Here is a 12,691-nt window from a genome sequence, read left to right as displayed (position 1 = left end):
TCGCATATGACCTGTGCAGGTGTGAAAAGCCCTTCTAGACTGGCTAGTGGCTATCATCGAAACAACGGGCCTCGCTGCTCGCTCAACCACCCTTCTGAATCCAAAAGGCGGCCTCCTCGGTGAAGCTTCGAAAGCTCAGCAATCTCGTTTCCCTGCTGGTGATGGGCCTGCTGGGCATAGCCTGCATCAGCGTGCTGCTGGCATTCGCCCTGGCACAGGAGCGTCGCGACGGCTTGCTGGAAATCCAGCTGGCCAGCGAGATGCTGAACCGCTTCCAGCGCGCCAACGAAGCTTTGACCGATACCACCGAAGGCTACGCCTACACGCGCCAGCCGCGTTACCTGGAAGCCTATCGGCAAGCCATCGAACGGTTCGGCGGGCGCGAGCCGTTGCTCGCCGCGCTGCACCAGCATCCGGTCCTCGAGAGCGAGCGAGCGCTGCTGGAGCAGGCGCGGCAAGCCTCGGCCAGGCTGACGGCCATGGAGGCCGCCGTATTCGCCTTCGCCGAAGGCGGCGACGGCACCACCGCGCTGGACACGATCTACGGCACGCGCTACCGCGCGCACAAGATGGCGCTCAACGAGCTGATCGCCGATATCACCCAGAACATGCGCAACCGCATGCCCGCCGTCCTCGAGCAGCTCAACCGCAAGGTGCAGCACGCCATGCTGGCGGCCCTGCTGGCCATGGCACTGACCCTCCTGCTGGTGCTGGTCACGCTCTTCCACCTGTACAAGCGCAAGGTGCTCGATCCGCTGGAGGACCTGACCCGCAAGACCCACCGCCTGGCGCAGGGCGAGCGCGGGCTGGACTTCAGCCAGGCCGAGAACAACGAGCTGGGCAACCTCTCGCGGGCGCTCCAGGACTACCAGAACACCATGGCAGAACTGGAAAGCCAGCGCCTGAAGCTCAGGAGCACCGAATCCTGGTACCGCCACATCATCGAGGCGTCGCCAGACCCCATGGTGGTGGTGGATGACCGCGGCATCATCCTCATGGCCAATCCGAGGATGCATGAGACGTTCGGCTACCAGCCCGGCGAGCTGCTCGGCCTCGACGCCGACCTGCTGGTGCCTGCGCGCTTTCGCACCAAACACGCGCTGATGCGCGAGGCATTCCTGCAGCGCGGCGGCACCCTCGCGGTGGGCAGCCGCGCCGGCAGCTACATCGGCCAGACCAAGTCCGGCCGCGAACTGCCGCTGGAAATGAGCATGACGCGCATGCCCTACCTGGACGAACAGGGGATCTGCCTCTGCGCCGTGCTGCGCGACGTCAGCCAGCGCATGGCCTACGAGCAGACCATCGCCGATCAGCTCAACTTCAAGCGCGTGCTGCTCAATACCCTGCCCTACCCGGTGTTCTTCAAGGATGCGCAAGGCCGCTACCTGGGCTTCAACCAGGCGTTTCTCGACGCCTTCGCGTTACGCGAGGACGACCTGCTCGGCAAGACCGTGCAGGACCTGATCAGGCTGCCGGCGGACAAGCGGGACTTTTTCCAGGAGCGCAACCAGGAGTTGCTGCGCCAGGGCGGCACGCTCACCCTCGAGGCGGAGATCCCGCTGGCCGACGACCACGTGCATCCGGTGATCTATTCCCTGGCCAGCTTCACCGACAGCGAGCAGCGCATCAGCGGGCTGGTCGGCACCCTGATCGACATCGGCGCGCAGAAGGAATCGGAACGCGTCATCGGCGAAGCCCGCCGGCTGGCCGAGGAGGCGGCGCGGATGAAGTCGGACTTCCTGGCGAACATGAGCCACGAGATCCGCACGCCGATGAACGTCATCATCGGCATGTCGCACCTGGCGCTGCAATCCGACCTCACCCCCGGCCAGCGCAACTACATCGAGAAGGTCCACGGCGCCGCCCAGGGGCTGCTGGGCATCATCAACGACATCCTCGATTTCTCCAAGATCGAGGCCGGCAAGCTCGCCTTCGAACAGGCGCACTTCCAGCTCGACGAGGTCATGCACAACCTCGCCGACCTCTCGGTGATCAACACCCAGGACAAGGGCCTGGAGCTGCTCTTCGACATCGCCACCGACGTGCCCACCGCGCTGGTCGGCGACCAGCTGCGGCTCGGCCAGGTGCTGCTCAACCTGCTCAGCAATGCCATCAAGTTCACCGAGCACGGCGAGGTCAAGGTCGCCATCCGCGTCGAGGCGTTCGGCGAAGAGGACGTCGGCCTGCGCTTCGAGGTCAGCGACACCGGCATCGGTATCGGCGAGGACGACCGCCGCAAGCTGTTCCAGGCCTTCACCCAGGCTGACTCATCCACCTCACGGCGCCATGGCGGCACCGGCCTGGGGCTGACCATCAGCAAGCGCCTGGTGGAAATGATGCACGGCGAGATCGGCGTCGAATCGACGCCCGGCGCCGGCAGTACCTTCTGGTTCAGTGCGCGCTTCGGCCTGCAGCAGGAACAGCGCGAACTGCCGGTGTGCGACGAGGACGTAAGGGGCATGCGCATCCTGGTGGTGGACGACAACGCCAGCGCACGGCAGATCTTCACCGCCATGCTCGGCTCGCTGGGCTTCGAGGTGGCCACCCTCAGCCGCGGCGAAGACGCCATCGACGAACTGCTGCGCGCCCAGCAGCAGGGCCGCCCCTATCGCCTGGTGATCATGGACTGGCTGATGCCCGGCATGGGCGGCGTCGAAGCCGTGCGCCACATCCGCGCCAGCCAGGTGGCCGAGACGCCGCTGTTCGTCATGGCCACCGCCTACAGCCGCGACGAATTGCTGGCGAGCCTGGGCGACCTGCCGATCGAGGCGGTCCTGATCAAGCCGGTGACCCCCTCGATGCTGCTCAACACCATCCTCAACGCCTTCGGCAAACAGGCCGCGCGCCAGCCCCAGCGCAACCTGCTGGCGAGCGAGTACCGCCAGGCCCGCGAAGCGCTGCGCGGCGCGCACCTGCTGTTGGTCGAGGACAACCCGGTCAACCAGGAAATGGCGGTGGACATCCTCGACCAGGCCGACATCCACGTGGATGTCGCCGAGCACGGCGCGCAGGCCCTGGAAATGCTGCTGCACGGCGACTACGACGGCGTCCTGATGGATTGCCAGATGCCGGTGATGGACGGCTTCGAGGCGACCCGGCGGATTCGCCAGCAGCTCGGCCTGCTCGACCTGCCGGTGCTGGCGATGACCGCCAACGCCATGGCCGGTGACAAGGAAAGCTGCCTGGCCGCCGGCATGAACGCCCACATCGCCAAACCGATCGACGTGCAGCGGCTGTTCATCACCCTGCGCCAGTGGATCACGCCGCGCCAGGCGCCACCGCCCCCCGCGACCGCCGAGCCGCCGGCGAACGTCGCCTTGCTGCCGGCGATTCCCGCTCTGTCGCAACAGGCGCAGGCCCTCGACCGCCTGGCCGGCGACGCGGCACTGCTGCAGCACCTGATCCGCCGCTTCGGCGAAACCCAGGCCGACAGCGTCGAGCGCATCCGCCAGGCACTCGCCGGGGACGATCGCGCCAGCGCCGCGCGCATCGCCCACACGCTCAAGGGGCTCGCCGCAACCATCGGCGCCGCGCAGCTGGCCGAGCAGGCTGCCGCCCTGGAGCAGCAGCTCCGCCAGCCGCAGCACGCCCCCGCCCCCACGGCCGTCGCCGCGCTCGAACAGACGCTCGAGCGACTGCTGGAGGACATCCATCATGCGCTGCCGCCACCCGTGCGGGAGGAGCCGTCGGAGCAGGTCGCGGGCGAGCGGCAACTGCTGCTCGGCAAGCTGGATCGACTGGCCACGCTGCTGCGCGCCGACGATGCCGCCGCACTGCGCGAGGCGCCGGGCATCGTCGAGCAATTGAGGGTCATGCAGCGCAGGGCGACGGCCGATGAACTGAACGGGCTGGTCGCGCGCTACGCGTTCGACGAAGCCCTGGCACTGGTGGCGGAACTCACCCACGAAATGACAGGAAACCGCGACGCGCACGTCGCCTCGGCGCAACCACACAGACAGGGATAGACCGTGACCGGAACCGAACAGCCCAGCACCATCCTCGTGGTCGACGATCAGCCGCAGAACATCGACCTGCTCACCAGAGTACTCGCGCCCTTCTACCGCACCCGGGTCGCCCTCGACGGCGAGAAGGCGCTGCGCATCGCCTTCTCCGAGGACCCGCCGGACCTGATCCTGCTGGACGTGATGCTGCCGGGGCTGGACGGTTTCCAGATCTGCGAGCGGCTCAAGCGCAATCCGGACACCCGCGCCATCCCGGTCATCTTCATCACCGGCATGAGCGAGATCGAGGACGAGCGCAAGGGCCTGCAACTGGGCGCGGTGGACTACCTCACCAAGCCCATCAGCCCGCACCTGGTGCTGGCTCGGGTACAGACCCACCTGGCGCTCTACGACCAGACCCGCGAGCTGACGCGCCTGGTCAACCTGCGCACCGCCGAGCTGAACAACAGCCGCCTGCAGATCATCCGCCGCCTCGGCCGCGCCGCGGAATTCCGCGACAACGAGACCGGCAACCACATCATCCGCATGAGCCATTTCTCGCGTCTGCTCAGCCAGGCGGCGGGCTTCGGCGATAACTTCACCGAAATGCTGTTCAACGCCGCGCCGATGCACGACGTCGGCAAGATCGGCGTGCCGGACCACATCCTGCTCAAGCAGGGCAGGCTGGACGCCGAGGAATGGGCGATCATGCGCCAGCACGCGCAGATGGGCGCGGACATCATCGGCGACCACTGCGACGAGCTGCTGCAAGCGGCCCGTACCATCGCCCTCTGCCACCACGAGAAGTGGGACGGCAGCGGCTATCCGCGCGGCCTGCGCGGCGAGGAGATTCCGCTGATGGCGCGCGTCATCGCCATCGCCGACGTGTTCGACGCGCTCACCTCGGAACGCCCCTACAAGAAGGCCTGGGCGGTGGAGGATGCACTGGACTACATCGAGCAGCAGGCCGGCAGGCATTTCGATCCGGCGCTGATCGAGCCATTCCGACAGGCGCTGCCGGACATCCTGCACATCCGCGAGAAATACGCCGACCGCCATGGCGCCCTGCTGGATACCGACCTGGCGTAGGGGCTTCCCCCGTAGGGTGGGACCACGTCGAATCTCGGAGGAGCGCGTAGGGTGGAAAACCGCGAAGCGTTTTCCACCAGGCTGCACGGCCTCAGGGGAAGACGCCATCGGCTCCAGGCAGATCGAAGGTCGCCATCGACCAGGCCGAGCAGACGGCCACCGCCGTGCGCAACGGCCTCGCCGCCAATCCCCGGCCGCTCCCCCAACGGCCCCCGCTCTGTCACTATCGACGGGCCACGCGGTCTAGGCTAGGAGTATCCCGGCAATCACGCCACCGGAGCCGCCCATGTCCCTCAGCGTTTTCGACCTGTTCAAGATCGGCATCGGCCCCTCCAGCTCGCATACGGTCGGGCCGATGCGCGCGGCGCGGCGCTTCGCCGAGGGCCTGCGCCGCGACCGCTTGCTGGAGACCACCGCCAGCGTCAAGGTCGAGCTGTACGGTTCGCTCGGCGCCACTGGCAAGGGCCATGGCAGCGACAAGGCGGTGCTGCTCGGGCTGGAGGGCGAACAACCCGAGTCGGTGGAGACCACGGCGATTCCGGCACGCCTGGCGGCGATCCGCGAAAGCGCCGAGCTGCGCCTGCTCGGCGAAAAGGCCATCCGCTTCGACGTCGCCGAACAGCTGGCCTTCATCCGCAAGGCGCTGCCCTACCATCCCAATGGCATGATCTTCCGCGCCTTCGATGCCGCCGGCCTGCAACTGCGCAGCCGGGAGTACTACTCGGTGGGCGGCGGTTTCGTCGTCGACGAGCAGGCCGCCGGCAGCGACCGCATCGTCGAGGACGCCACCGCGCTGCCCTACCCGTTCCACAGCGCCGCCGAGCTGCTCGGCCACTGCACGGCGCATGGCCTGAGCATCAGCCAGCTGATGCTGGCCAACGAAGCCGCCTGGCGCCCGCAGGCGCAGACCCGCGCCGGGCTGCTGGAGATCTGGCGGGTGATGCAGGAATGCGTGGCCGCCGGCTGTCGCACCGAAGGCGTGATGCCCGGCGGGCTCAAGGTCCGCCGTCGCGCCGCGGGCCTGTACCGCCAGCTCAGCGAACACCCCGAGGCCAACCTGTGCGACACGCTCAACGTGTTGGACTGGGTCAACCTCTACGCCTTGGCGGTGAACGAGGAAAACGCCAGCGGCGGGCGCGTGGTCACCGCGCCGACCAACGGCGCCGCCGGCATCGTCCCGGCGCTGCTGCACTACTACGTGCGCTTCGTGCCGGGCGCCAGCGAGGACGGTGTGGTGCGCTTCCTGCTCACCGCCGCGGCGATCGGCATTCTCTACAAGGAGAACGCCTCGATCTCCGGCGCGAGGTCGGCTGCCAGGGCGAGGTCGGCGTAGCTGCTCGATGGCCGCCGGCGCGCTCTGCGAGGTGCTCGGCGGCACCCCGCAACAGGTGGAGAACGCCGCCGAGATCGGCATGGAACACAACCTCGGGCTGACCTGCGACCCGGTCGGCGGGCTGGTCCAGGTGCCCTGCATCGAGCGCAACGCCATGGGTGCGGTGAAGGCGATCAACGCCGCGCGCATGGCCCTGCGCGGCGACGGCCGGCATTTCATCTCGCTGGACAAGGTGATCCGCACCATGCGCCAGACCGGCGCCGACATGAAGAGTAAATACAAGGAGACTGCCCGCGGCGGGCTGGCGGTGAACATCATCGAATGCTGAAGTGATTCATCCCACGAACCGGACCGGAACGCCTGGTTCGTGGGAACCCGGTTCGTCAGACGCCCCGCACTCGTTGGGCTTCGCTGCGCTCAACCCAACCTACGGCCGATGCCGATCGTAGGTTGGGACAGGGCGCGCAGCCTGAGCCGCGCAGCGGCGAAGCCCAACACCGCACCGAGGCCCGAGCGGACCTCCAGCGCGCGCCACTTACCCCTCCCTGCCGATGCCGTGCTCGCGCAACTTGTTGGCGATGGTGGTATGCGACACGCCGAGGCGCTTGCCCAGCAGGCGGCTGCTGGGGTACTGCGCGTAGAGGCCTTCCAGCACCGCCTTCTCGAAGCGCCCGACGATGGCGCTCAGGTCGCCGTCCAGGGAGAAATCGCCCAGCGGCTGCGCCGCACCGTAGCCCGGCAGGCGGATGTGCTCGGGTTTGATGGTGCCGCCCTCGCAGAGCGAAACCGCCTGGAACAGGGTGTTTTCCAGCTGGCGCACGTTGCCCGGCCAGTGGTAGCCGGCCAGCCGCTCCAGCGCCTGCGGCGAGAGCGTCGGCAGGGCGCAGCCGATCTGTCGGCTGGCCTGGTCGATGAAATGCAGCGCCAGCGGCTGCAAGCCGTCCAGGCAGTCGCGCAGCGGCGGAATGTGCAGCGACAGTACGTTGAGGCGGTGATAGAGGTCCTGGCGGAACTGGCCAGCGGCGCAGAGCTCGGAGAGGTCCACCTGGGTCGCGCAGATCACCCGCACGTCGAGATAGACCTCCTCGTCGCTGCCGACCCGGCGGAAGCCGCCATCCTGCAGGAAGCGCAGCAGCTTGGCCTGCAGCCGCGGGCTCATCTCGCCGACGCCATCGAGAAACAGCGTGCCGCCGGCGGTGAGTTCCAGCAGGCCGAGCTTACCCTCCGGCCGCGCGCCCTCGAAGGCGCCGGGGCCGTAGCCGAACAGCTCGGTCTCGGCCATCGATTCCGGCAGCCCGGCGCAGTTGAGCGCCATGAACGGCGACTGCCCGCGCGGGCTGGACAGGTGGCAGGCGCGCGCCAGCAGCTCCTTGCCGGTGCCGGTCTCGCCCTCGATCAGCAGTGGCGCATCCAGCGGCGCCATGCGCCGCGCCTCGCGCACCACCGCGGCCATCACCTTGGAGCTCTGGAAGATGCTGTCGAAGCCACGCAGCTCCTGCTTGCGCACCTGGTAGATGCGCTCCCCTACCCGATCCGCCCGATGCAGGGTGAGCACCGCGCCGGCCAGCGCCTCGCTGTCGTCGTGCTCGGACTGCAGCGGGGCGATGTCGGCGAGGAACACGTCGCCCTTGATCTTCACCCGCAGGCCGTTGATCCGCGCCTTGTTGGCACGCACCAGCTCGGGCAGGTCGAAATCCTCGGCGTAGCGCGACAGGCTCATGCCCGGCACCTCGTCGACGCGCACGCCGAGCAGCTGCGCCGCCGCGCGGTTGGCGGCGACGATGGCGCCACTCATGTCGATCGACAGCACCGGGAAGTCCAGCGCGCCGAGCAGGGCATTGAGTTCCAGCGAATGCCGTTCACTGGGCATCAGGCTGACCTTGCGCAGTTCGAACACGCCCGGCAGCGCTCGATCTTCGGCCGCAGCGCCTGCAGCTGCAGGTTCATCAGGTTGGGGCAGTGCAGGTAGACGGCGTTGCCCTGCTCGCCGCCCACCTCGCCACGGGCGACGTTGATGCCGTAGTCGACCAGCAGGTTGAGCATGTCGCGCAGGATGCCGACGCGGTTCTGGCAATGGATCTTGATACGCATGGGAGCTGCCCTGTTGTTGTTGTCGGGGGCGGCGGGCTTTTCAGCGATGCCCGCAAATTTCCGTCAAGATTATTTGCCATGCACAGCGATCGACAAGGCCGCCCATCCGATGACTGCGGCGATCGTCATGCTTTCGTTACAAAAACGCCCGAGCGCCTGCGACAACACGCCGCAGCAAGGCCTCGCCCCGGGCATGCGCTCGCGTTCGAATGGGGCATCGAGAACAACAAGATGCCCGAGCGGCGCAGGAGTACCGATGAAAACCACCCACTACGTTGCCCGCGAACCGGACGCGCAGGGGCACATCCACTATCCGGACGCCGAACACGCCGTCTGGCAGACGCTGATCGAGCGGCAGCTGAAGCTGCTCGACGGTCGCGCCTGCCCGGAATACCTCGATGGCCTCGCGCAACTCGCCCTGCCCCATGAGCGCATCCCTCAGCTCGGCGAAATCAACCGCGTGCTGCAGGCCAGCACCGGCTGGCAGGTGGCGCGGGTGCCGGCGCTGATCCCGTTCCAGACCTTCTTCGAACTGCTGGCGAGCAAACGCTTTCCGGTGGCCACCTTCATCCGCACGCCGCAGGAGCTGGACTACCTGCAGGAGCCGGACATCTTCCACGAGATCTTCGGCCACTGCCCGCTGCTGACCAACCCCTGGTTCGCCGAGTTCACCCATACCTACGGCCAGCTCGGCCTGCGCGCGAGCAAGGAGGAGCGCGTCTACCTGGCGCGGCTGTACTGGATGACCATCGAATTCGGCCTGGTCGACACCCCGGCCGGCCGGCGCATCTATGGTGGCGGCATCCTCTCCTCGCCGAAGGAGACGCTCTACAGCCTGTCCGAGGTGCCCGAGCAGCAGCCCTTCGATGCCCTGGAAGCCATGCGCACGCCTTACCGCATCGACATCCTGCAGCCGCTGTATTTCATCCTGCCGGACCTGCACGCGCTGTTCGACCTGGCTCGCCAGGACATCATGGCGCTGGTCCACGAGGCCATGCACCTCGGCCTGCGCGCACCGAAATTCCCGCCCAAGGCAGCGTAGGGTGGATAACGCCGAAGGCTTATCCACGCGTCGCTCGAGGCCGCCGCTCGGCCTGTGCAGGCCAAACGTGCAGGCCGAAACCGACGCGTGGAAAACGCTGCGCGGTTTTCCACCCTACATTGTTTAAATGATCAAACAAAAGGACCGAACCATGACCGCCCTCACCCAAGCCCACTGCGAAGCCTGCCGTGCCGACGCGCCGAAGGTCTCCGACGAGGAACTGGCCACGCTGATCCGCGAGATTCCCGATTGGAACATCGAAACCCGCGACGGCCACATGGAGCTGGAGAAGGTCTTCCTGTTCAAGAACTTCAGGCACGCCCTGGCCTTCACCAACGCGGTCGGCGAGATCGCCGAAGCCGAGGGCCACCATCCCGGGCTGCTCACCGAATGGGGCAAGGTTACCGTCACCTGGTGGAGCCACTCGATCAAGGGCCTGCACCGCAACGACTTCATCATGGCCGCGCGCACCGATCAGCTCGCGAGCACGGCAGAAGGACGCAAGTAATGCACTTCGGTCAGATTTCCCGCGTACCCGGCGATCCGATCCTCGGGCTCATGGAGCTGTACAACAGCGATCCGAACCCGGCCAAGATCGACCTCGGCGTCGGCGTCTACAAGGATTCCCAGGGCCTGACACCGATCCCGCGGGCGGTGAAGCTGGCCGAGCAGCGGCTGGTGGACAGCGAGCAGACCAAGAGCTACATCGGCGGCCACGGCGACCCGCAGTTCGGCGCCCAGTTGCTGCGTCTGGTGCTCGGCGGCCGCTCGATCGCCCTCAGCGAGCACCGCGCCGGCTGCACGCAGACGCCCGGCGGCACCGGGGCGCTGCGTCTGGCCGGCGAGTTCATCGCCAAGTGCCTGCCCGGACGCGGCATCTGGCTGAGCGAGCCGACCTGGCCGATCCACGAAACCCTCTTCGCCGCCGCCCGCCTGCCGGTCAACCACTACCCCTATGTTGGTGCCGACAACCGCCTCGATGTCGACGGCATGCTCGCCGTCCTGCAGCAGATTCCGCGGGGCGACGTCGTGCTGCTGCATGCCTGCTGCCACAACCCCACCGGCTTCGATCTCAGCCAGGACGACTGGTTGCGGGTGCTGGACGTGGTGCGCACGCGCGAACTGCTGCCGCTGTTCGACTTCGCCTACCAGGGCTTCGGCGACGGCCTGGAAGAGGACGCCTGGGCGGTGCGGCTGTTCGCCGAAACGCTGCCGGAAATGCTGATCACCAGCTCCTGCTCGAAGAACTTCGGCCTGTATCGCGAACGCACCGGCGCGTTGCTGGCCATCACCGCCAATGCCGAACGCCTGCTGGATGTGCGCAGCCAGCTCGCCTCGCTGGCGCGCAACCTCTGGTCGACGCCGCCGGCCCATGGCGCCGCGGTGGTGGCGGCGATCCTCGCCGACGACCCGCTGCGGCAGATCTGGCAGGACGAGGTCGAGCGCATGCGCCAGCGCATCGCCAGCCTGCGCCGCGGGCTGGTGGAGGCCCTGACGCCTTACGGCCTGGACCAGCGCTTCGCCCACATCGCCCGGCAGCGCGGGATGTTCTCCTACACCGGGCTGAGCGCCGAGCAGGTGCGCCGCCTGCGTGCCGAGGATGCGGTGTACCTGCTCGAGACCGGCCGCGCCAACGTCGCCGGGCTGGATGCCGAGCGCCTGGACCAGCTGGCGCAAGCCATTGCGCGCGTGGTGCAGGGCTGAGCGCAGGCCTCAGCGCAGCAGCGGCAGCATGCCCTTGAGGGTATCGTCGCGCCGCACGTAGTGGTGCCACAGCGCGGCGCCGGCGTGGCCGATGAGCATGGTGAACAACAGGTACTGGCCGAGGATGTGCACATCCTTGGCCAGCCCGCGCACATCGGACGACAGCGGCAGCGGGCCGACCTCCACCAGCCAGAACAGGCTGAACGGCCGGCTGCCGAACAGCAGGCCGGACAGCGGCAGCGCCAGCAGCAACAGGTAGAGCACCCCGTGGCCGGCCGCGACCATGAAGCGCTCCAGCTGTGGCTTGGCCGGCAACGGCTCGACGGCACGGCGCCGCGCGAACAGACGCAGCACGGTGAGCAGCAGCACCAGCACGCCCAGCGACTTGTGCAGGGTGAACACATTGCCCTTGCCGCCGAGCAGGGCTTCGAAGAATGCCTCGCTGCCGTAGGGCAACGCGACGATCAGCAGGATCAGTGCGGCGGTGAGCCAGTGGCAGGCGATCTGCAACCTGGTGAAACGAGGGCGGGTCATCGGTACATCCGGTTTTCAGCGAAACATGAACGGGCGGGGATTGTCCCCCAATGCGCCCGCAGGATTGAAATCCCTTTACCCAAAGCTGACCGAAAACAGCGCCTGAGCCGCAGGCCATGGCCGGCACGGCTATCCTTGTAGCGACCCGAGCAACCGGAAACGTCGCCTGCCATGTCGCCCGACAGCCTCACTGCGAGCCGCCTGCGAGCCCTGCACGAGCAGGGTTTCGTGCTGTTGCCGGGCGTGATCACGCCCACGCGGGTCGCCGAACTGCGCGCGGCGATCGACGACCTGGAGCCGATCCACTGGGACTACCAGGGGCTGGTGGACGATCACTACAAGTGCGTCTTCAATCGCTCGCCGTTCTGGTTGCCGTACCTGGACCTGCCCGGCGTGATCGAGCTGGCCGAAGCGGCCCTGGGCGAGGACTGCCACGTGATCGGCCAGACCGCCTGGCGCAGCCATCCGGGCTTCGTCGGCGGCGAACTGCACGCCGACTACCTGGCCATGCAGCTGCCGGAAAGCCTGCTCGCCGATCCGGCTTTCGAGCTGCCGATGCAGGTCTGCACCGCGCACCTGTACCTCGACCGCATCGACGCGCAGCTCTGCCCGACCCTGGTGATTCCCGGCAGCCATCGCGCCGGACGCAAGCCGCGCCCAGGCGAAACGCAGTGGCAGGGCCACAAGGCCGAGCCGGTGCTGTGCCAGGCCGGCGACGTGCTGCTCTTTCGCAGCGACCTCTGGCACGCCGGCAGCCGCAACCGCACGCAGGACCGCAGCCGCTACCTGCTGCAGGTGCATTATGGGCGGCGGATGATCGCCCAGAAGTTCTCGCCGTACCTGCACTTCGTCTTCGCGCCCGAGGTGCTGGCCGCCGCTACGCCGCGCCAGCGCCGCCTGCTCGGCGAGCACGAGCCGGCCGAGTACGACTGAGCCGCCACCGTGCACAGCGGCGCC

The 12,691-nt window shown here is 67.7% G+C and carries 7 protein-coding genes and 2 pseudogenes; 7 read left to right on the top strand and 2 right to left on the bottom strand.

Annotated elements, in window-relative coordinates; all coding sequences use genetic code 11:
* Nucleotides 1–119 precede the first annotated feature (119 nt).
* From BAY1663_RS22970 to BAY1663_RS09465, 3 genes and pseudogenes are all read left to right on the top strand, one after another.
* Entirely contained in the window at nucleotides 120–3,965 is a 3,846-nt protein-coding gene (locus tag BAY1663_RS22970; protein WP_051497104.1) for a response regulator, read from the top strand.
* Between the two features lie 3 nt (nucleotides 3,966–3,968).
* Nucleotides 3,969–5,030 (top strand): HD-GYP domain-containing protein, encoded by a 1,062-nt coding sequence (locus BAY1663_RS09470; RefSeq protein WP_037039896.1) that lies wholly within the window; start codon nucleotides 3,969–3,971, stop codon nucleotides 5,028–5,030.
* A 286-nt stretch (nucleotides 5,031–5,316) separates the two neighbouring features.
* Nucleotides 5,317–6,691, top strand: a pseudogene (locus BAY1663_RS09465) (L-serine ammonia-lyase).
* A 207-nt stretch (nucleotides 6,692–6,898) separates the two neighbouring features.
* Here the strand turns inward: BAY1663_RS09465 and BAY1663_RS09460 are convergent.
* Nucleotides 6,899–8,454, bottom strand: a pseudogene (locus BAY1663_RS09460) (sigma-54-dependent transcriptional regulator).
* A 256-nt stretch (nucleotides 8,455–8,710) separates the two neighbouring features.
* Between BAY1663_RS09460 and phhA the strand changes: the two are divergent.
* From phhA to BAY1663_RS09445, 3 genes are all read left to right on the top strand, one after another.
* Entirely contained in the window at nucleotides 8,711–9,496 is a 786-nt protein-coding gene (gene phhA, locus BAY1663_RS09455; RefSeq protein ID WP_037039894.1) for a phenylalanine 4-monooxygenase, read from the top strand.
* 151 nt (nucleotides 9,497–9,647) lie between these two features.
* A complete protein-coding gene (locus BAY1663_RS09450; RefSeq protein WP_037039976.1) occupies nucleotides 9,648–10,004 on the top strand; it encodes a 4a-hydroxytetrahydrobiopterin dehydratase in 357 nt (118 codons plus the stop codon).
* A complete protein-coding gene (locus BAY1663_RS09445) occupies nucleotides 10,004–11,200 on the top strand; it encodes an amino acid aminotransferase (RefSeq protein WP_037039892.1) in 1,197 nt (398 codons plus the stop codon). The genes BAY1663_RS09450 and BAY1663_RS09445 overlap by 1 nt, the downstream gene beginning before the upstream one ends.
* Before the next feature lie 9 nt (nucleotides 11,201–11,209).
* Here BAY1663_RS09445 and BAY1663_RS09440 read toward each other — a convergent pair whose 3' ends face one another.
* The gene (locus BAY1663_RS09440; RefSeq protein ID WP_037039889.1) at nucleotides 11,210–11,734 is read right to left on the bottom strand and encodes a cytochrome b; all 525 of its coding nucleotides are present in this window, start codon (nucleotides 11,732–11,734) and stop codon (nucleotides 11,210–11,212) included.
* Between the two features lie 171 nt (nucleotides 11,735–11,905).
* Between BAY1663_RS09440 and BAY1663_RS09435 the strand changes: the two genes are divergently transcribed.
* Complete coding sequence (locus BAY1663_RS09435; RefSeq protein WP_037039887.1) at nucleotides 11,906–12,667, top strand: phytanoyl-CoA dioxygenase family protein; 762 nt, start codon at nucleotides 11,906–11,908, stop codon at nucleotides 12,665–12,667.
* The last annotated feature ends 24 nt before the right edge of the window (nucleotides 12,668–12,691 follow it).

The sequence above is a fragment of the Pseudomonas sp. BAY1663 genome (genome assembly GCF_000582595.1).
Taxonomy (GTDB): domain Bacteria; phylum Pseudomonadota; class Gammaproteobacteria; order Pseudomonadales; family Pseudomonadaceae; genus Stutzerimonas; species Stutzerimonas stutzeri_AF.
Note: the sequence above shows the minus strand (reverse complement) of the source record. Positions and strands in the feature narration are given on the sequence as shown.